At 31.4% G+C, this 21,276-nt stretch carries 22 protein-coding genes; 7 read left to right on the top strand and 15 right to left on the bottom strand.

The features are described from left to right. The 4 genes from ACJMLB_RS00385 to ACJMLB_RS00400 all read right to left on the bottom strand — a co-directional run. On the bottom strand, positions 1 to 302 hold a 302-nt coding region (locus ACJMLB_RS00385; RefSeq protein ID WP_405322745.1), incomplete at its 3' end, for a transporter substrate-binding domain-containing protein. 533 nt (positions 303 to 835) lie between these two features. Continuing rightward, the gene (locus tag ACJMLB_RS00390) at positions 836 to 1,813 is read right to left on the bottom strand and encodes a methanogenesis marker 2 protein (protein WP_405322748.1); all 978 of its coding nucleotides are present in this window, start codon (positions 1,811 to 1,813) and stop codon (positions 836 to 838) included. 113 nt (positions 1,814 to 1,926) lie between these two features. Then, on the bottom strand, positions 1,927 to 4,005 hold the full coding sequence (locus ACJMLB_RS00395; RefSeq protein ID WP_405322750.1) for a DUF2117 domain-containing protein: 2,079 nt from the start codon (positions 4,003 to 4,005) through the stop codon (positions 1,927 to 1,929). 91 nt (positions 4,006 to 4,096) lie between these two features. After that, complete coding sequence (locus tag ACJMLB_RS00400; RefSeq protein ID WP_405322752.1) at positions 4,097 to 4,603, bottom strand: ribonuclease VapC; 507 nt, start codon at positions 4,601 to 4,603, stop codon at positions 4,097 to 4,099. 219 nt (positions 4,604 to 4,822) lie between these two features. Between ACJMLB_RS00400 and ACJMLB_RS00405 the strand changes: the two genes are divergently transcribed. Continuing rightward, complete coding sequence (locus ACJMLB_RS00405) at positions 4,823 to 5,341, top strand: molybdenum cofactor biosynthesis protein B (RefSeq protein ID WP_405322754.1); 519 nt, start codon at positions 4,823 to 4,825, stop codon at positions 5,339 to 5,341. A 97-nt stretch (positions 5,342 to 5,438) separates the two neighbouring features. Here ACJMLB_RS00405 and ACJMLB_RS00410 read toward each other — a convergent pair whose 3' ends face one another. The 5 genes from ACJMLB_RS00410 to ACJMLB_RS00430 all read right to left on the bottom strand — a co-directional run bounded on the left by ACJMLB_RS00410 (position 5,439) and on the right by ACJMLB_RS00430 (position 9,009). Beyond that, entirely contained in the window at positions 5,439 to 5,921 is a 483-nt protein-coding gene (locus ACJMLB_RS00410; protein ID WP_405322756.1) for a hypothetical protein, read from the bottom strand. Between the two features lie 209 nt (positions 5,922 to 6,130). Further along, entirely contained in the window at positions 6,131 to 6,655 is a 525-nt protein-coding gene (pyrE, locus tag ACJMLB_RS00415) for an orotate phosphoribosyltransferase (protein ID WP_405322758.1), read from the bottom strand. 26 nt (positions 6,656 to 6,681) lie between these two features. Next, a complete protein-coding gene (locus tag ACJMLB_RS00420) occupies positions 6,682 to 6,966 on the bottom strand; it encodes a PRC-barrel domain-containing protein (protein ID WP_405322761.1) in 285 nt (94 codons plus the stop codon). Positions 6,967 to 7,237: 271 nt separating this feature from the next. Then, positions 7,238 to 7,351: a symporter small accessory protein gene (locus ACJMLB_RS00425; RefSeq protein ID WP_366940066.1), complete on the bottom strand. Its 114-nt coding sequence runs from the start codon at positions 7,349 to 7,351 to the stop codon at positions 7,238 to 7,240. Positions 7,352 to 7,359: 8 nt separating this feature from the next. Then, positions 7,360 to 9,009, bottom strand: coding sequence for a sodium:solute symporter (locus ACJMLB_RS00430; protein ID WP_405322764.1), 1,650 nt, complete (start codon positions 9,007 to 9,009; stop codon positions 7,360 to 7,362). A gap of 431 nt (positions 9,010 to 9,440) precedes the next feature. On the opposite strand from ACJMLB_RS00430, the gene ACJMLB_RS00435 reads away from it, so the two are divergent. Next, positions 9,441 to 10,742: a phenylacetate--CoA ligase family protein gene (locus ACJMLB_RS00435; protein ID WP_405322766.1), complete on the top strand. Its 1,302-nt coding sequence runs from the start codon at positions 9,441 to 9,443 to the stop codon at positions 10,740 to 10,742. A gap of 74 nt (positions 10,743 to 10,816) precedes the next feature. Further along, a complete protein-coding gene (locus tag ACJMLB_RS00440) occupies positions 10,817 to 11,248 on the top strand; it encodes an acetolactate synthase (RefSeq protein WP_405322768.1) in 432 nt (143 codons plus the stop codon). Positions 11,249 to 11,502: 254 nt separating this feature from the next. Here the strand turns inward: ACJMLB_RS00440 and ACJMLB_RS00445 are convergent, their stop codons facing one another. The 6 genes from ACJMLB_RS00445 to ACJMLB_RS00470 all read right to left on the bottom strand — a co-directional run bounded on the left by ACJMLB_RS00445 (position 11,503) and on the right by ACJMLB_RS00470 (position 17,955). Further along, positions 11,503 to 11,781, bottom strand: a complete 279-nt coding sequence (locus tag ACJMLB_RS00445; protein WP_405322769.1) for a hypothetical protein — start codon at positions 11,779 to 11,781, stop codon at positions 11,503 to 11,505. A gap of 68 nt (positions 11,782 to 11,849) precedes the next feature. Then, positions 11,850 to 15,026, bottom strand: coding sequence for a carbamoyl-phosphate synthase large subunit (carB, locus tag ACJMLB_RS00450; RefSeq protein WP_405322771.1), 3,177 nt, complete (start codon positions 15,024 to 15,026; stop codon positions 11,850 to 11,852). 87 nt (positions 15,027 to 15,113) lie between these two features. Further along, entirely contained in the window at positions 15,114 to 16,193 is a 1,080-nt protein-coding gene (gene carA, locus ACJMLB_RS00455; RefSeq protein WP_405322774.1) for a glutamine-hydrolyzing carbamoyl-phosphate synthase small subunit, read from the bottom strand. A 449-nt stretch (positions 16,194 to 16,642) separates the two neighbouring features. Next, entirely contained in the window at positions 16,643 to 17,248 is a 606-nt protein-coding gene (locus tag ACJMLB_RS00460) for a hypothetical protein (RefSeq protein WP_405322776.1), read from the bottom strand. Positions 17,249 to 17,252: 4 nt separating this feature from the next. Further along, complete coding sequence (locus ACJMLB_RS00465) at positions 17,253 to 17,510, bottom strand: hypothetical protein (protein ID WP_405322778.1); 258 nt, start codon at positions 17,508 to 17,510, stop codon at positions 17,253 to 17,255. A 205-nt stretch (positions 17,511 to 17,715) separates the two neighbouring features. After that, positions 17,716 to 17,955 (bottom strand): hypothetical protein, encoded by a 240-nt coding sequence (locus ACJMLB_RS00470; protein WP_405322781.1) that lies wholly within the window; start codon positions 17,953 to 17,955, stop codon positions 17,716 to 17,718. Positions 17,956 to 18,148: 193 nt separating this feature from the next. Between ACJMLB_RS00470 and ACJMLB_RS00475 the strand changes: the two genes are divergently transcribed. The 4 genes from ACJMLB_RS00475 to ACJMLB_RS00490 all read left to right on the top strand — a co-directional run bounded on the left by ACJMLB_RS00475 (position 18,149) and on the right by ACJMLB_RS00490 (position 21,244). Further along, complete coding sequence (locus ACJMLB_RS00475) at positions 18,149 to 18,379, top strand: zinc-ribbon domain-containing protein (protein ID WP_405322783.1); 231 nt, start codon at positions 18,149 to 18,151, stop codon at positions 18,377 to 18,379. 108 nt (positions 18,380 to 18,487) lie between these two features. Then, a complete protein-coding gene (locus ACJMLB_RS00480) occupies positions 18,488 to 18,835 on the top strand; it encodes a hypothetical protein (RefSeq protein ID WP_405322785.1) in 348 nt (115 codons plus the stop codon). A gap of 60 nt (positions 18,836 to 18,895) precedes the next feature. Further along, positions 18,896 to 20,203, top strand: a complete 1,308-nt coding sequence (locus ACJMLB_RS00485) for an adhesin (protein WP_405322787.1) — start codon at positions 18,896 to 18,898, stop codon at positions 20,201 to 20,203. Between the two features lie 114 nt (positions 20,204 to 20,317). Next, the gene (locus tag ACJMLB_RS00490; protein ID WP_405322789.1) at positions 20,318 to 21,244 is read left to right on the top strand and encodes a hypothetical protein; all 927 of its coding nucleotides are present in this window, start codon (positions 20,318 to 20,320) and stop codon (positions 21,242 to 21,244) included. Positions 21,245 to 21,276: the final 32 nt, after the last annotated feature.

Here is a 21,276-nt window from a genome sequence, read left to right on the forward strand (position 1 = left end):
GAACCAGAGTCTAATTCACTGTCTTTAGCATCCCAGTCTATTGGTTGTTTTACTAAAGTCCAGTTATTTCTGTCACAAACTTCTTGAGCTAAGTCTAAGTCAAATCCAACATATTCCCCATTGTCATCTTTGTAACCGTATGGAGGGAATTCTGCGTCGAAACCAACAACTAAAGTGCTGTCATCGTTATCAGTAGCTGCTTCATCGCCACCTAAGAAATCTAAGAAACCTGCGCTGGAAGCACCGATTAATAAGAAGACTAATAATGCAGCTCCTAATATAATTCCTATTTTTTTATTCATATTTACACCAAATATTTTTAATTTATAATATATTATAAATTAGATAAATAAAAAAATCTAATCTACATAATTATTTAAGAAAATCATATTATATAAAATAGTGTCATTTAATCAAAAAAATATTAAAAATAGAGTCAAAAATACAAGTTATGACTAATAAAAGCAAAAAATAATAAATAATGTTTAAGTTTTATTAAATTAGAAAATGAATAATTTTTAATAAAAATTATAAAACAATATGATAAAAATTTTCAATAAAAATAGAAATTATAGTAAAAATTAGTTTCAAATAATTGAAACAAAGAAAAAAATTTGAAAAATTAAAAATTTTAAAGGACAATAAATCGAATAAAAAGAAAATAAAGAATAAATAATGAGTTATAAGTAAAATTAAGTACTGATAATCAAAATAATAAAAAAGTTAAAAAATGAAAATTAAAAAGAATTTAAAAAAATATTGAAAAATTAAGAAAAATAGAAAAATGAAAATGAAAATGAAAAAAATATTGAAAAATTATAATTAATAAAATTATTTATCCATTCATTTTCAATACAGGATTTTTTTCTTGAGAGAATAAAACTGCTTTTTCATCCTCATATTCCAAATAAAGGACTTTCTCTTCTATTACATCACCAACAACAGCAACTTCAAATGAATATGGAGTTAAAGTGTCAATGATCTTTTGACAGTTTTCCTCTTTTGCAGTCAATACAAATGCTGCTCCAGGATAAGCCCTTAACCAATCTTCCCAAGAGACATCAGGATTTCTTGGAATCAAATCAAGGTTTACGCAAGCACCAACACCAGATGCCTCAAGAAGCATCTCTAAAGTGCCTAATGTTCCAGGATTACTGATATCCTTTCCAGCTGTAGGAAGATGTGCTTCTGCAATTTCCTGCATGACCTTTATTTGATCTTGAACCAACTTGTCATCCTTTTCATAAGTGGTATCCCAATTTAGAGCAAATTGAGGATGCTGTCTGCCATCGGTATCAATAGCTACAAGGACCTTATCGCCAGCTCTTGCACCTGCGGATGTGATTAATGAATCCTTCTTTGCAATACCTGCAATAGCCACATCCAATGAATTGAATTCAGAATCAGGATGAAGGTGTCCTCCAACCATAGGAACATTGAATTTCTTGCATCCATCTACAATTCCTTGAAGAAGATCATCATAAATCTCATCATCAAAAATAGACATTGTATTTACCATAGCTATTGGCTTTCCACCCATAGCTGCAATATCATTAACATTTACAAGCACTGAACAATAACCTGCCCAATAAGGATTTACACTCATTAACTGACCCCAAATCCCATCAGCAGCAAGCAGGATAACTTGATTGTTTCCAATGTCAATAGCTGAAGCATCATCTCCAAAATCAAGAAGCACTTCCCCAGAGATATTATAGACTTCACCTAAGGTTTTTGTAACCTTTTCAATGGAATTCTTTCTGCTTACTCCTACAAATTCCTGAAGTGATTTTACAAGTTCATCAAAATCCATCATTACACCTTAATAATAAAAAATATTTTATATAATTTAAAATAATTTAAAATAATCAATAATACAATAATTTAAAATTCATTATTACTATAAAAATAATAAAATAACCAATTCTATTCATTCGAATTGTCTGATTCATGTGAATTTTCAACAGAATCTCCAAATTCCTCTTCAATATATTCTGCCCATCCATCAGACTCATCTTCGCCCTCATCAACAGACTCTTCAGAAGAAACATCATTTGAATTTTCATCCAAATAAACCTCTTCAACTGGAACATCTTCATAAATAACTTCTTCAGCATCATGCTCAACATAAATCTCTTCCACTTGAGGTTCAACATCATGTTCTACATAAATCTCCTCAACTAAAGACTCATCAGAATCATGCTCAACATAGATTTCTTCAACTTGAGGTTCATCAATAGATCCTTCAATAGGAACTTCATCATAATAAATGGACTCCTCTTCATCTAAATAGACTTCCTCGTCCATATAAATCTCTTCATCTGGATAAACATCATCCGGATAATCATCCTCATCAAGATAAACTTCTTCGTATTCACCAGATCCATGTTCAACTATAATCTCTTCAAGTTGAGCATCGGAAATTTCCTTAAAATCTTCATCTAAATATGCCTCTTCAACTGGAGAATCATAATCTTCATCCAAATAAACCTCTTCTCCATCTTCAAAAGATTCATATTCGAATCCATCTATAAACTCATCCAAGTCTTCAACCAATTCAGGATTCTCATCAACAACTTCATGATATGAATCAATCACATCATAATTACAATCCTTCTGAGTGTAGCTTGGAACGATATCCTTTACTTTCTCCAATACATGATATTGGAATACATTAAGAATAGCATTCTTAAATTCATCTACAGAATGAGCCTCTTCATCAAATGGAACCTCTAAAGTGTCCTTTGAATAGAATATTTCCTCATGGATATACTGTCCGACAATATCATCAAATCCTGAAGAGACTTCAATGAATGTTGATTTTTCGTTGACAAAGCCATTTTCAACAACCTTATCCAAATCTCCATCAGTGATTCCAATGATTGGAATATTGAATCTGTACAATATGTCAGAAGCAACCAAGGAAGTGTCATCACCTATTGTGACAACCAAGTCAAAGTCCTTGAATTTATAAATGTCATAAGCTGCATGGTCTACATAAGCCACTTTAAAGGAATACTCATCCTCAGAAATTTCACCGGAATAGAGATTTCTCTCAGTGTCATTTAAATGTATTTCATCATGAGCCAATATGCGAGGATTGATGTCATCAGATTTTCTAAGCAATCCTGTCTTGACAATCACCCTTTCCAAATCAACAGGACCTAATTTTTCAAGACCATGATATTTGATGGTTCCATTGATTATGTCTACAATCAGACCATCACGAGCAACCAAAACTATGGAATCTGCATTGGAATATCCAACAACAATTCCATTTATAAAGATATTTTCATCTGGACTTACCCCATGAATCTTACGGTAAGTATAATGGCTGGTTTCATAATCATCATAAGATTGCAATAATTTTTCAATGGATTTATCATCTTCACTCTCTTGATTATTTGAAAAATACTCATTAACAACTTCTTCTGGTGTGACTTCTATTAAATCCAAAGCTGCCTTAAGGCCATCAAACAATTCTTCAAAGTTAAATGAAAGGGATTCTAGCATATTCTTATCGCCTAATCCTAAACGTGCTCTTTTACTTTTTCTGCTTTTCTCCAACTGTTGATTTAAAACCACATTCCAGCTGATAATTGCACCATCTTCTTCTCCAGGCCTTTCTATTTGAATGACAGGAATGCTAGATTCATACAATGGCTTATGGTTGGTAGCCAAGAAATCCTCATTTGAAATCTGTTTGAAATAATGAGTAAATACCTTATAACCAAAGACACGTCCAGTTTCAGGGGATTTTCCATAATTCAATAGGAAAATAACATCAGTATGGTTCCTATTGAATAGCTCCAATGATTGGCTAGGCAACAATTTTAAGGATATGTCAATTTTATCCTCTAATCCAGCATCTATTACTGCAGTTCTGCCCATTGTGCCTCCTAAACGACAACGGACATTACCAAAATTAGATAAAATGTCAATGATTTTCTCAGCCCAGCCTGAATCAACAATTCCAGGACCATGTACAACTACACCAATTTCCATATTCACACCAAATAAGTTTTAAATAGTTTTTTGTGAATTTTTTTAGTTATTACAATTTAATAATTAATTTGAAAAAACAAAGATTCAACTTTTAATAGGTTTTTATTCTTCTTTTAAAAACTTTAGACCCACATATTTCGCAATCATCAAAAGGATAATCTGCATCGAACTCCTTCTTGCATCCTTCACATGTTTTAACCCAATTATAGACTCCCTTAATTCCTTCGGTTATAATGCTGCCATATGGAATTTCAAGTATCCTTAAAACATTCTGCATTGAATAGTCATCAGTTAAAACCTTAATGTTTTCATTTTCACATTTTAAGTCTAAAGCTAAAGCCAAAAGCTTTTTATCCGCTTCGGATAAACGCAAATCATCTCCAGATTTGGAGATTGTATCATTCAATTCTTTAATAAACTCTTCTTTTGGCTCTTTAATTATTATTTTTCCTTCTTCAATAGCTTGATCTAACAATATCTTGGATTTCAAGTCCTTGACTTCATCTGTTATCAAAGAAACAGTGAAGTTAAATTGGCTTTTTGGTTCAAAGCCGTTGATAAATGCAGATGCATCCAAGACATAATATAAATCATTCATGATAAATATATTTATATTTGCAATAAATAAACTTAATGATATTATTTTAAGTAATAATCATATAGGAATATAAAAATATGAAATAAAAATAAGAATATAAAATAATTTAATGAATTATAAAAAATATTTTATATGAAATTAATAAAAATTAATATGAAATATATCAATTTAAAAAAAACTAAGGAATTTTCTTAAAAATAATCAAATGGAAGTAATCTTATGAAAAGCGAAACTATGGAATTGCATAAAAAGAAAGCACCAATAAAGGTATCATGTGGTGTTATCACTCTCAGCGACAGATTTTCCAATGACAAGGAAGGGGAAGATAAGGACTTGTCTGGAAAATACTTAAAAGAGGAATTGGGTAAAAAATATGACGTTGACGCTTACGCAATTATTCCTGATGAAATGGACACCTTAAGAAACACTATTGAGGAAATGATTGATAATGGAATAGAAGTTATCATTACAACTGGTGGAACAGGACTTGAATCAAGGGACATCACAATTGAAACAATAGAACCTCTCTTTGAAAAGGAAATCAAGGGATTCGGAGAAATATTCCGAGCTATTTCATATGAGGAATTAGGAGCGGGATCATTATTGTCAAGAGCAACTGCAGGAATCTATAGAAAAACCATGATATTTGCAATGCCTGGCTCTCCAAATGCAGTTAAGACAGGACTTGGAATCATCATAGATGAATTAGGCCACTTGAAAAAGCATGCCACAAAATAAGATTTAAATATTTAATAATTTTTTTAAAAAAAAGTTGAAAATAAGTCTAAATATTTTTTTTAAAATAAGTAAAAAATTAGCTTCCAAAAGAAATAGATTATCTATTTCTTAATGGAATCACTATTAAAAACAATAAAGACAATAATAATACACCAATAGGATTTCCAGCTTTAGGGCTTAAATCCGAGCTATTTTGAGAACCTCCAGCAGAATTTGATGCCATTTCACCATTCATGCCCTTTGCACTTGAAATATCGAATCCTGCAGATAATGCTGTAAATTCTCCATCAAATTCCCCATCGAATTCTTCTTCAAATGATTCATCTTCCTCATCCAAATCTTCATCCGAATCATCATCCAAATCATCATCCAAATCATCATCAGAATCCTCCTCATCATCATTATCTTCATCGTCTAAATCATCATTGTCATCGCCATCATCAAGGTCAAAATCGTCTTCACTATCTTCATCGAAATCATCGCCATCAGAAAGAAGACCATCATCAGTTCCTGCACAAACAGAACCAATGGCTACGATTAGAACTATCAATGTAACAATCATTAAATTAATTATTTTCATATTGACACCAGAATAAGTTATAATAATTTCAATTATATCTCTATCAATTTTAGAATATATACTTAATTAAATTAACATATGAAAATTTAAAGAAAGATGAGATGATAAAAAAGATAAGAAAGAAATGAAAATGATTAAAAAAAATATGAAATAAAAATAGAAAAATTTAAAAAAATAAATATGAAAAAACAATCATTATTTAAAATCAATTATTCAAAAAATTCGCTTACGGAAATTAATGGTTCAAGTGTGATTCCTTCATTTGCAAAGGTCTCCATTGCACCTTCTTCCCTGTCCACAACAACAAATGCTTTTTTAACTACTCCTCCATTATCAAGTATTGCATTTATTGCTTTTAATAAAGATCCGCCAGTGGTAGTAACATCTTCAACAAGAATTACATTATCCCCCTCAATCAAATTTCCTTCAATCAATTTGGAAGTTCCGTAACCTTTTTTCTCTTTTCTAATCATTAAGAGAGGTTTTCCTGATTCAAGAGAAACAGCAGTTGCTATAGGAACAGCACCTAATGCAGGACCTGCAATCTTATCTATGTCATCATCAATCTTTTCATTGATCAATTTAGCTATTGTAGATAAAATCTCAGGCTCGGTAATGGCTCGTTTCATGTTAACATAATAATTGCTTTTTTTACCTGAAGCAAGAGTGAAATCCCCTTCTTCAAACACTTTATTTTCCTTTAATATTTCAATCAAATACTCTTTAGTAACCATAGAAATCACAACTATGTAAAAATGATTTATAATTGACTTTTCAATTCTTCAATATCCTCTTCCATTTGAGCAAGGTCTTCATCAAAAACATCTTTCAAAATAATCTTGTCTCCAATTTTATTAATCATATCAAAAGGAATCACCAATTCACTTTTACTGATGTTTAAAGATTCTTGAATTCCTCCTTTAGATACAATAATGGATTCTATGGCATTATCATCAAGGTCAACATCAACATCCACAACTTTTCCCATACTAATTATGTCATTGCCTAAAACCTCTTTACCGACTAATTCCTTAACTATTCTCATAAAAACTCTCTCCGAAAATAAGTTTTATAATTATTATATTGAAAAATTTCTTATTAGTAAACAATATTCTTTTTATATTAATCAATTAATAAATATTTTGAAAATTAAATAAAAACAATGAAAAAATAACAATAAGAACAATGAAAAAAGATAGAAAAAATAAAAAAATTATGAAAAGAATAAAATAAAAAAGATAGAAAAAATAAAAAAATTATGAAAAGAATAAAATAAAAAAAATAGAAAAAATAAAAAAAGAAAAATAAGGATTAAATTAATCCTCACTATTCCATTTTAATGCGCCATACACAATACAAATCAATGTAATTAAAATTATTAAGACATAAGCTCCCCAAATCCAAGGATCTTCTATTCCTAAAACCATCATAATATCACCTATTCTTTAGAAATCCCCTCAAAGGATTTATCAAGGACTTTTTCATCAATTGGTTGTGTAAGCAAACTTACTACAATTGTAAATATTGCAGAAACAGGTATAGCGAAAATCATTACATCAATTGAATACCATGGCAATGTATTGATTAACATGTCTACACCAAATATGAATTTACAAATACCGAGACCTGTTGCAGTTTTCTTAAATACGAATACAAGCAAGAATAAACTTGTTAATGTACCTGATAAAAGTCCTGCAATTGCACCTTGTTTAGTAGTACGTTTCCAGAATAAAGCTGCACAATAAACCGGCAAGAATGCTGCTGCACATAATCCCATGAACAATGAGGTACCAAGTGCTACAATACTGCCTGGCAAGACCAAACCAATTACCAATGAAAGAATAACTGCTATTAAAATACCTGCTTGGCTAACTGAAATAAATCCAATTTTACTTTCTTCAACAACTTTGTTTGCATTGAGTTCATCTTCACTGTACTCATCAGAACCGCCTCTGTTTCTAATTGCATCTACAATATCATGACCTAATGCAGTTCCTTGGGTGTGATACTGTGAACTTAAAGTGGACATAGCTGCTGCAAGCAATGACAATAGGAAAATGTATACAAACCATTCAGGAAGTGCTGTTGAAATAAATGTTGGAATGATTGAATCCATGTTTCCGCCAACATAATCAATTGAAATCTGTCCAAAATTCTGATAGAAGTATACATTAGATAAGGAACCAACAATATAAGCGGTACCAGCCATTACAGCAATGAATATAGCACCGATTAAAAGTGATCTGTGTAATTCCTTATTGGATTTTACAGTCATGAATCTTACTGCAAGCTGTGGTTGAGCCAATGCACCGATACCTACACCCATAATGGTTGTAGTTACAAGAGACCACCAGAATGGACTTCCAAGTGTTGGGAAACTTGTCCAACCGGTACCCCCTTCTGCGATAGCATCAGGAGGATAAAGGTGAGCCATGTTGGTTAATGCGGTATTTGCTTCAGTAACACCACCTAATACCCAGTAAATGAATACAAGTAGAATTATCATACCGACAAACATGATTGTTCCTTGCAATGCATCTGTATACATAACACCTTTTAAACCACCGAACAATACATATGCACAGATAACAACCGCAAGCACTAAAAGCGCTAAATTAAAGTCAAGCATCAAAGAACTTTCCATAAATCTTGCTGCACCAATAAGAACTACCGCTGCATAAATCGGCATAGCACAGAAGATTAAAATTCCACTAAAGTACTGTATGAATTTACTATTGAATCTACGGCCTAAAAACTCTGGGAATGTAAGGGATCCAAGATTTTTACCCATTCTACGAGTTCTTTTACCGAAGAATACGAATGCAATGAAAATACCTACAAAAATATTCAAGAATACAAGCCATAGTATACCCATACCGTATTTACCTGCAACCCCTCCGAAACCTACTATAGCTGCAGTTGAAATGAAAGTAGCCCCATAACTTAATGCCATGATATATGGGTGGGTTTCTCTACCTGCAACCATGAAGTCTTCGGAGGAATTAGTTCTTTTCCAAGCAAGGTATCCTACATACCCTACCATAAGAAAATAAACGATAAAAACTATTCCTAATAAAAAGTAATTCATTCAAAAACCTCTAAATAAAGATTAATATTAAAAATAATAATTTAATAATAATTTACACATTAATTTTTAATGAATATTATATATAAATTTTTTTAGGAATTCTTAAAAGCACCATAAAGAACTCAATTAAGTCTTAAATAGGTTAATGAATTAATAAAATACAATTATTTTAAAAATAAAAACTAATTTATGCATAAATGAACAAAAAATATACATTTAAGACATTTAAAAGAATTTTTGAACTAGTAAATATATTAATGATTAGAAATAAAATTAATAATGTTATTAAATTATATTAAATTATAAATTTTTAAACAGTGCTTATTATTAAAATAATTTTAAATTTATAAAAACTTTTATAATAATTCTTAAATTTATAATATTAACTAAATAATTACTCAAAAGACATATTGAATCATTGGAGAAATTATATGATTTGGAATGAAAACGCAGAATGTATGGAAAGGGAAGAGAAAGAAGAAATGCAACTTGCCCTATTCCAACAACAAGTAAAGAGAGTTTATGAAAATGTGCCCTTCTACAAGAAAAAGTTTGATGAAGCGGGATTCCATCCGAACGACTTGAAAACTCTTGATGACATTAGCAAAATACCATTTACCACCAAAGCAGATTTAAGGGAAGCTTACCCATTCGGCTTATTTGCTGTGCCAGATGATGAGATCATAGAAATCCACAGTACCTCAGGAACCACTGGAACCCCTGTCGTATCTGGATACACACAAAAGGACATTGACATTTGGGGAGAATGTACTGCAAGAGCTATTGCTATGGCTGGAGGAGACAAAAACTCAAAAATCCAAAATTCATACGGATACGGATTATTCACTGGAGGATTTGGAATCGACCACGGTGCAAAGGCAATGGGTGCAACAGTCATACCAATGTCTGCAGGAAACACTGCAAGACAACTAAAGATTATGGAAGATTTCCAAAGTGACATTTTAACATGCACTCCTTCTTATGCAATGTATTTAGCAGAATCCCTTGAAAAAGAAGGATTCACTGCAGATAAAATCAGCTTGCATGCAGGAATTTTCGGAGCTGAAATGTGGACTGAGGAAATGAGACATAGCTTAGAGGAAAAACTTGGAATTACTGCACATAACATTTACGGATTAACTGAATTGATGGGTCCGGGAGTATCTACAGAATGTGAATACCAAACAGGATTACATATACAAGAAGATCATTTCTATCCAGAAATCATCGACTCCGAAACTGGAGAAACCCTTGAAGATGGGCAAAAAGGGGAATTGGTCTTAACCAACCTTACAAGAGAAGGAATGCCGGTTATCAGATTCAGAACAAAAGACATTACTGCACTTAGAAGAGATAAATGCCCTTGTGGAAGAACCACTGTTAGAATGGACAGAATCACTGGTAGAAGCGACGACATGTTAAAAATCAAGGGAGTAATGGTTTACCCATCTCAAATCGAAGCAGCTATCTTGCAAATTGAAGGATTAACCGCAAACTATCAAATTCATGTATCAAGACCAAAAACACTTGACGAAATTGAAGTGAAAGTTGAAACTTCCCCTGAAGTGTTCTCTGATGAAATGAAGAAGATTGAAGAATTTGAAAGAAGAATTGCTAAGAAAATCCAAAGCGCTATTGGAATTAGCGTAGATGTAACTTTAGTAGAACCTGAATCCTTGCCAAGAAGTGAAGGAAAAGCTATTAGGGTGATTGACGAGAGGAACTTTGATTAAATGAACTTTAATGAATTATTAATACATTTAATGAAGTTTAATATAAATATAATAATTATTAAGAAAGTGATAACATGAGTGTAAAACAACTTTCCGTATTTCTTGAAAACAAAGAAGGAAAATTAAAAAAAGCTGTTAATGCAATGTCCCAAGCAGGAATTAATATCAGAGCACTTTCCATTGCAGACAGCTCAAAATATGGAATCTTAAGATTAATTGTTTCAGACAATGAAGCTGCAATCAAAGCTTTGAAAGAAGAAAAATTCACAGTGAAAGAAACTGATGTAATTGTTGTAGGAGTTAAAGACGAACCTAACGGTCTTAACACCATGCTTGAAATCCTTGAAAAGGAAAGCATTAATGTTGAATACCTTTATGCATTCGTCAGCTCTAAAACTGATGAAGCTATTGTTGTCGTTAAAATCGAAAACTATGAAGATGGTTTAAAAGCACTTGAAGCAGCAAATGCAAACATCTTAAGCGAAGAAGATTTATCTGAATTATAAATCTTCTTATTTTCTCTTTTTTTAAAACTTTACTTTTTTAATTTTGCTATTTTCAGATTTTTTTTATTATTTGTTTTTTATTTGCATATCTTTATCCTTTAATTGTTTTTTCTTGATTAATTTAAAAAAATTAATAATATGAAAATAAGATAAAAATAGCCTAATAAAATAAAAATAAGAAAAAATATAACTAAAAAGGACAAAATAAGTAAAAATAGTTTAATAGAAAAATAAAATATTCTATTAATAAAAAATTAAAATTCTTTAAGCAATTCAACGATTTCGTCTCTGCCATATCCTAATTTAACAAGAATAGCCTTAAGACTGTCAGAATCGCCCCACTTAACTTCTTTCCATGCTTTAAAATCGTTTCTGATAATTGCGTTGATAACTAACTGCATAGTGATGAAGTCATCACTTTCAACTACCATTAAAGCATCTTTTTTATTGAACTTTCCATCCGGATCCACTAAATCGTATTTACCGGTTTCTGAATCTAATTTCATTATTGCACTGTCAATTTTAAAAGGCATTTTAACACCACATAAAATAAATAAGAAAGAAAATGGAGAAAATCTCCATTAATAAACTTCTAAAAAATCTAAATATTTGCTATATGATCATTTAATGATTTAACTTTTAATTCATTCTCTTTAACAGCTTCAATTGCATTTAATGCTGCTCTTGCTCCTGCTAAAGTTGTCACATAAGGAATTCCAAGTTCAATAGCTAAACGTCTAATGGTATAACCATCTTTGGAAGCCTGTTCACCATGAGGGGTGTTTATGATCATATCAATCTTACCGTCTAAAATAGCTTCCTTGATGTTAGGGGTTCCTTGGGAAACTTTCTTAATTCTTGTAATAGGAACATCAAATATGGCATTAGCTGTACCTTTTGTAGCAAATATATTGAATCCTAAAGCATGAGCTTTTTCAGCTATTGGTTGGATTTTCTTTTGGTCCTGTTCCCTTACACTAATCAAAAGATTTCCTTCCTTAGGCAAGTCCATACCTGCTGAAAGCTGTGATTTATAGAAAGCAAGACCGAAGTTCTCGTCTATACCAATACTTTCACCAGTGGATTTCATTTCAGGACCTAAAATACTGTCAGATTCTGTTAATTTCAAGAATGGGAAAACAGATTCCTTAACAGCTACGTGATTGATCTTAATCTCTTTAGTTAAATTAAGGTCTTTGAGTTTTGCACCCATCATCAAGGAGGTTGCAACTTTCGCAAGAGGAACACCAATAGCCTTACTTACAAATGGAACAGTTCTACTTGCTCTTGGGTTTGCTTCAATGATGTAAACTTTCTCTTCATCTAATTTAACTGCATATTGAATGTTCATTAAACCAATAACATCTAATTCTAAAGCCAATTTTCTTGTATTATCCCTAATGACTTCAAGCAAATGTTCTGGAATTGTTTGAGGAGGTATTACACATGCAGAGTCTCCAGAGTGAACACCTGCTTCTTCGATGTGTTCCATAATACCTGCAATGAATACATCTTCTCCATCACATAAGAGGTCAACATCAAGTTCAACAGCATCTTCCAAGAATTTATCTACAAGAATAGGGTGCTCTGGGGAAACCTTTACCGCTTCCTTCATATACTCTTCAAGTTCTTCTACACAGTAAACGATTTCCATTGCTCTTCCACCGATAACATATGATGGACGAACAAGAACTGGGAATCCAATTCTTTCAGCCGCTTCTTTTGCTTCATCAAAGGAATTAGCCAAACCATAAGGAGCTTGGCGAATATTTAAATCGTTGAGCACTTCAGTGAATCTTTCCCTATCTTCTACCCTATCAATGCTTTCATATGGAGTACCTAAGATTTTAACTCCAGCTTTTGCGAGAGGAACGGATAAGTTAATTGAAGTTTGACCTCCAAATTGAACGATTACACCTTCAGGTTCAACTTGTTCAATTATTCCCATAATGTCTTCAAAGGTTAATGGTTCAAAGAACAATTCATCTGAAATGTCATAATCGGTACTTACAGTTTCAGGGTTGTTGTTTACAAGGATAGTTTCAATTCCTTGGTCTTTTAATGCGAGAGAGGAGTGTACACAACAGTAATCGAACTCAATACCTTGTCCTATTCTAATTGGACCTGCACCGATAATCAAGATTTTCTTGTTATCTGTTTTAATGAGCTCATTACCTTTGTCATAACTACTGTAATAATATGGAGTTTTTGCTTCAAACTCTGCTGCACAGGTATCTACCATCTTATAGGAAGGCTTGATGTCAAACTTATCAAGAAGTGCCTTTACATCTTCTTCTTTAATTCCTGCGAGTTTTGCAAGAGTGAAGTTAGAGAATCCTAATTTTTTAGCTTTAATCAGGAATTTTTCATCTTCAAGTGCTTCTTTTGTAACTTTATTTTCAAACTCCACTATGTTTTCAATTTTGTATAAGAAGAATGCATCCATTTTAGAAATTTCTGCAAGTTCTTCTACACTTCTTCCATCTTTTATAGCAGAGTACATGTGGAATAATCTTTCATCAGTAGGATTTGCTAAATTATCTTCAGTGTATTCTAAATATTCAAATCCATGCAAGCCAATGTCTAAGGAACGAATAGCTTTTTGAATAGCTTCCTCATAGGTTCTACCAATAGCCATTACTTCCCCAGTAGCTTTCATTTGAACTCCGATTTTTCTGTCAATTCCTTTGAATTTGTCAAATGGCCATCTTGGGATTTTCACTACGATATAATCGATGGACGGTTCAAATGAAGCAGGAGTTTCTTTAGTGATGTCATTTCTGATTTCATCTAAAGTTAGTCCAAGCGCTACTTTTGAAGAGATTTTCGCAATAGGATAACCTGTTGCCTTAGATGCAAGTGCACTACTTCTACTTACACGAGGGTTTACCTCAATAATCTTATATTCATTGGTTTCAGGGTTTAAAGCAAATTGGATGTTACATCCACCATTGATTCCCAAGTTCCTAATGATCTTGATGGAAGCATCCCTTAATCTTTGACATACTTCATCATTAAGGTTTTGAATAGGTGCAACTACAATACTGTCTCCTGTATGTATACCCATAGGATCCACATTTTCCATGTTACATACAATGATACAGGTATCGTTTTTATCTCTCATTACCTCAAATTCGATTTCTTTCCATCCGAGAACGGATTCATCGATTAGAACTTGGTTAATGTAACTCATGTCAAGACCATGAGTGGTAACTTCGATAAGCTCTTCCTTGTTATGAGCTACTCCCCCACCAGTACCTCCTAAGGTAAATGCAGGACGTACAATTACAGGATAACCGATTTCCTCAACAGCCTCTAAAGCCTCTTCAACAGATTCCACAGCATGACATTTAGGAATAGGTTCATCCAATCTATCCATAAAGTTTGCAAACAAGTCTCTGTCTTCCACATCTGCAATTGTTTGAACATCAGAACCAATAACCTTAATTCCTTCCAAAAGACCAAGTTTTCCAAGTTCTGTTGCAATGTTTAAACCAGTTTGGCCACCCATAGTAGGCAAAATAGCATCAATATTCTCTTTTTCAATAATCTGAGCAACAAGTTCTGGAGTCAACGGTTCAGTATAAACAGTATCTGCCATATCCATATCAGTTTGAATGGTAGCAGGATTACTGTTTACAAGAACAGTTTCCAATCCCTCTTCTCTAAGTGATTTACAAGCTTGAGAACCAGAGTAGTCAAACTCAGCAGCCTGACCAATCTGAATAGGCCCAGAACCAATTATAAGCACTTTTTTAATATCCTCATCAACAGGCATATTATCCTCTCTCAATCCACATTAAAGTAATAATTTTATAAATTTTATAAATTTTAACAGTCAATTAAATACAATGAAATTCAAATCCTAGTACTCCTTAATTATCTTTCCAAACTCTTCAAACAAGTCTTTTGTATCATTTGGACCAGGACCAGATTCTGGATGGTATTGTATAGTTCTTAAAGGCAATTCCTTATGCAAGAATCCTTCTGGAGTACCATCGTTTAAGTTTATTTGGGTCAATTCCAAATCAGTGCCTTTCAATGAATCTGGATCAATAGCGAATCCATGATTTTGAGAAGTGATAAACACTTTTCCAGTTTGCAAGTCCTTTACTGGTTGATTTGCTCCCCTATGACCAAATTTCATTTTATAGGTAGTGGCACCAAATGTCTTTGCAATAACATGCTGACCCATACAAATACCGAACACAGGGAACCTGGTAATTAATTTTCCCACATTTGCAATTGTGTCAGTCAATCTTTCTGGGTTTCCAGGACCAGGGGATACCATAAGCCCATTTACACCATAATCTAAAATAGTTTGATAATCAGTATCGTAAGGGAATAAAGCAACACCAATATCATTTTCCAAGAAACAATTAATGATATTCTTTTTAACACCACAATCAAGAATAGCTACAGTTTTATCGAAGTCTCCGAAAGTCTTTACTTCAGGAGTTGACACTAAAGGAACCAAATCTAAATCGATGATGCTTTTATGCTCTTGAGCACGAGCTACAAGTTCATCATCATCAATCTCTTCAGTAGCGAGTGCTGCTTTTAGAGAACCTTTTTCACGAATCTTCAAAGTTAAGTCTCTTGTGTCTATATCTTCAATTCCAGGTACCTTAAACTCTTTCAAGAAGTCATCTAAAGTCTTTTTAGTACCGAAATTGGATAATTTTTTACAAGCTTCTCTAACTACAAAACCTTCAACCTGTACCTTATCGGATTGATACCATTCTTCACTAACTCCATAGTTACCTTCCAAAGGATAAGTGGACATTAATATTTGTCCTTTGAAAGACGGGTCAGTAAGCGCTTCGGTATAACCAGACATACCGGTTGAGAAAGCAAGTTCACCTACAGTTACTGTTTCATAACCAAAGGCTTCACCTTTTAGAACAGTTCCATCTTCTAAAGCTAATTTTGCTTCATTTCCCATATTTTCACCATTTAATTCATTGTATTTAATCTAAAATAATCATCAAATTAATAGTAACACAAAAAGCATTTTACAAAAAATGATACTTTTTGCTAAATTAATTTACCTTAATTATTTATGTAATTTATTTAATTTAAACTATTCTATAAATCTGATTTTTATAAAAAAATCTTATGAAAAATTCATAGAATTTAATCAGATTTCAACTAAATATTACATTATAATATAATATCTATTATACAAAATATTTTAAGTTATCTATTGAAAAAATAAATTTTAAAAATATAATTTAAAAATCATTAAATGATTAATAAAAAATAGCTAATTGTTAATAAAAATACTAATTGTTAATAAAAATTGAACAAAAAGGAATTAATAAATAAAAAATAAGAAAATATGAACTAAAAAATTTAAGCCAAAAAATAAAAAAACAAAACTTTGATTAAAAATCAGCGTTCCTCACTAGAGCATCTATCAAATTTCATTTGATTTGAAATCTCTCTTTTTCTTTTTTCTGAAATCTCAGCGTTCATTTGATTCATGAAATCATCAAATTTCTGAGACTCATTAGAATCATTGTCTTTCCCATCTAAAAAATCCTTTTCATTAGACTTGATGAAATCTGATTTGTTTAGATTAGATTTGATCATGGAATGTCTTACAACCAATTCATCATAGAACCATCTAACTGCAAATCCATCAGAACTGCTTAAGGAGATTAAATGTTTAATATAACCATTTTTTGAATAAACAATAACTATAGAAGAATACAATGATGACAAGTCAGATTTATTAAGCTTTAGATCAATTATTTCACTATAAAAAATCTTAAGAGCCCCCATAGATTTACGTTGGAGCAATGATTTCTTTTTCAGTAAAATGTAATTTTCTTCCAGTGAAGTTTCAGAGATAATGTTTGAGCTCATGCAAGATTTGGAAAAAGCGCCTAAATCTGAAGCATCATCCTTATCTTTAGAGCTTAATCTCTTTTGTGAAAAAGAAAAATTAAGAAGATATCCAGAATCTTGAGAGTAATTTGAATTATTTTTTTCCATAATATCACATTGAAGTATTGATTTTCCCATCTAAGAAGTACAATAGGACTATATAAATCATCATTGATCCAAAATAGCAGATAACATCGATAAAATCAAATATCGCTCCTGCTTTGATAAACAAGGCAACATATTCCCACACGAATGAAGCCAATATAGTTACAACAATTATTAGCCAAACATTTGTCAATTTATAAGGATAAACTAGATTTAAAAAGCTTAACAAGACAACAATAGCTAGGAAATCATTGAAATAGAACATGAAAAACCAATTTATTTCATGCAAAAAATGATTATTCAATAAATAAAGGGATAATCCCACTATCAAAATTATGAGATTATATATTCTAAAGCCATTATCATTTTTCTCAAATGAAAATCTTTTAAATAAATTCTCCAAATAAAACATTCTAATCAAAAACTCATGAAAAATAAAAAAATAAAAAAACAATAAGTAAAGGCATTCATTAATCAAAAGTCATTATAAAAATAGCTATTAATACAATAGCAACCATTAAAATAATCAAAAGGGAAGTGTTATTCAATGAAATGGATTTATAAAACCCATTTACGCTACCTTGACTCTCATATCCACTATCATATTCCTTTTGATTAAAATCACTTTGATATTCCTCTTCATTATCTGTTTCTATAATCTGAGTGTCCTTTACTTCATAATCCTCAATTTCAATAATGTCATCAGCCATATTATCACATAATTCATTTTTAAAAATATATCCATATACAATGCCAATACATTTTTCTAATCTAACTTATTAAAAATTTATAAATCTTTTTATAAATAAGTGTTCTTAATTATATTATAGATATCTATAAAAATAATTAAGATAATAATTAAATTATATTTAGTTATAACAATTTAAAGCTGAAGGTGAAATAATGAACCAATTTTGTCCAAAGTGCGGGGCAAAACTTTATGATATCAATGCTAAGTTTTGTAGCCAATGCGGTGCTAATTTAACTGAAAAAAAGGAAATCAATCCTAAGGACTTACCTGAAGAGAGAATTGACTTAAGGGAAGGCATGACCAATAGGAATACGGGAATGTGGAAATCAACCAAATGGGGAAGACGAAAGAAAAAACCAGTTAATTGGGATATGGAAAAATAAATTTTCTCAATTAAACACCAAAAAAACTAGAAACTAGAATAAAAACTAGAAAAAACTAGAATAAAAATGAAAAATTAGAATAAATTAAGGATTATTGGAGATTATAAAATGAAAACAAAAGAGGAAATTGGAGAAAAGATTGAAGTGTTGAATGATAAGATTGCAGGATTAAGAGCAGAAGAAGATGATTTGACAAACGAGCTTAAGGTAATCCTTGCAGGATCAGAATTGCAATCAATTATGTTAACAAGCACTTTAGTTAGCTCTGAAAGCCAAGTTCGTGACTTGCTTGAAAAATTTGAACAAAGAGCGGAAGAATTAACTGAAAAGTATGAAGAAGCATCCCTTGAAGGAAATGCAGAAATGAAAAATCAAATCCATGCTATGATTTGGACAAATGACATTAGATTAGACACCATTAAATGGGTTCTTGAAGAAGATGATGAAGGAATCTAATTAAAAAATTTTAATATTGATTTTAATATTGCAACTAGTATTGACTTAAGAGATAAGACTATGAAAAAGATTATTCCATTATTGCTTTTATCATTAATCATTTTATGCCCGATAATTGCTGAAAGTGCAGATGCAACTACATTATTCTTAACTTCAGACAATTTGCATGAGCATGATGCGGATTTTGCAAGATTGAATGATATCAAGGAAAGAATTGAATCAAAAACCAATGGAGACATTGTTGTAGTGGTTGATGATTCAGCTTCAAATCCTGGAGAAGGGACAAGGGTAATGGCGGCTAGATATGATGTGGCCGTTACAATAGCTGGTGCTTGTGCAGGAAATTTAGTTGACCTTGCAGACTATTCCAGTAAAGTCAGCAAAAAGGTAATTTATGTAAATGCAGGTACCCTTGATTTGAATACAATAAATTTCCTTAGAAGATCCTATGATGACAATTGGTCACATTATACTTTTGCATCAGTTAAAAGCCCTGGAAAATTCTTGAATGACGCGGGAATAAGCTTGATTCAACCTGCACAGGAATATCCTGATGATTGCTATAAAGGAATAATCGCATATGACAGTGATAGTGTTAACGAATACATTGCAAACGAAATCATTAATGCAGTTTATGCTGGAACAAGTGAAAACAAGCAAGTGGATACCGATTTAATAGTTTATCACAAGTTAGACCCTAAATACTTGGCAGAGGATTCTAAAAAAATCGTTGATGGACATGGAAGTGATATGCAGGAATCCTATGGTTCCTACACTACCCCTCAATTATTGTATATGAGCGCATCATATATAGATGGATACGGCTTAGAAGTTCCTGGAGAATTTGGAGCTCCTGATAACCCTCAGAAATATTCAAGCTTTACAAAAGGGGAATATTCATTTAACGATTATTACAATATGGCTGATATAGTTGTAGACTATATGAATGAACATGGAAAAGCGCCGGATTCCATTAATTATGAAGGTGCAACTATTGGTTACTATGATCTGGTCTACAATTTTGCACTTCTAACAGAAGATGACACAAGTGCAAGCACTATGAATTTCCCATCAGAAATGGAATTCCATAAATACTACAGTGATTTCCTATTCGAAATCTTGCCAATAGGAATAATAATCATCATAATAATTGTAATCCTATTGATAGTTAGAACTATAATAAAGAGAATAAAAAGAAGAATCAGAAGAAGAAAAGAAAGGAAATATAGGAAAAGAATGCAAAGAGAAAGATATGGCAGAAATCCTAGACAATTCCATAGAAATATAGATTCACGATATTATTCAGATTACGATTATCCGTCCAATCAGCCAAAAAGATTACATAGGCAAGAAAGAAGGCGAAGATAAATTAAAATAACAAAATATAGAAAATAAAATAAAATAAAATTTTATAAAATATCATGGAATAGCATATTATAAAAAATTATAGATTATTATAAATGTTTATCAAGGAGTTTGAAAATGACTGAAGCCCAGAATAATGCAAAAAATGAAGAATATATTGATAGTTTAAAAGATGAAATAAACTATTTAAGGGAGATTCTAGCTAGCAAACTCTTTGAAGAGGATAATTTGATAAATTTCACATGTAGAGAAATTGAAACAGATTATTCCTTGAAATTTGGAGTTTATAAATACAAGATTAAAGATTATAAGCTTAAAATCAAGAAAACAAAAAGAACAATTGAACTCATTACAAAAATGGTCAATCAACAATCTTATAATCAATTCAATAAGGAACCGAGTAAATTAGAGGAAAATCAAATCAAGATCAATAAGACCAAAATCAATAAGCCAAAAATCAATATGAGTGAAATTGAAAGCCATATTGAAAATGAGTTTAGTGAAGAGGATCTTGAATTGGAAACAGAAACTGCAAAAGTGAATATTCTTATTGAAGAGCATAAGAATAATTTAAGCAAAAAACAGGACTTCAAGGAATTGCACACCATTTATAAGGATTGCATAAGAAAGATTCATCCTGATTTATTGCTTGAACCGACAGATTATGAAGAAAACCTATTTTTCGCCTCTAAAGAGGCATATGAAGATAGGAATTTGGAAGAATTGAAATCCACACAAAATCTTATAAATAGACATGAAATTGAAAATGAACCTATAAGTGTGGAAGACTTTGAAAAGCTAAGGGACAAACTTGAAATCAATATTGAACTGGAAGATAAGGAAATTTCAAATATAATCAATTCAAAACCATATACCCAACAGAAGTTCCTATTGGATACCAAAAAAGTGAATAACTATAGGGAAGGATTGATTACATCTTTATTGGAAGTTGAAAAAGAGTATATAAAAATCAATAAAGACTTAAGTGAATTGAAAAAAGAGAACAACCTTAGCTATAAATTAGATTTGACTAAAAATAATTAAAATAATTAATTTTTATTCATTTCATTAGTTTA

It is taken from the genome of Methanobrevibacter sp., from assembly GCF_045114555.1.
Classification (GTDB): domain Archaea; phylum Methanobacteriota; class Methanobacteria; order Methanobacteriales; family Methanobacteriaceae; genus Methanobrevibacter.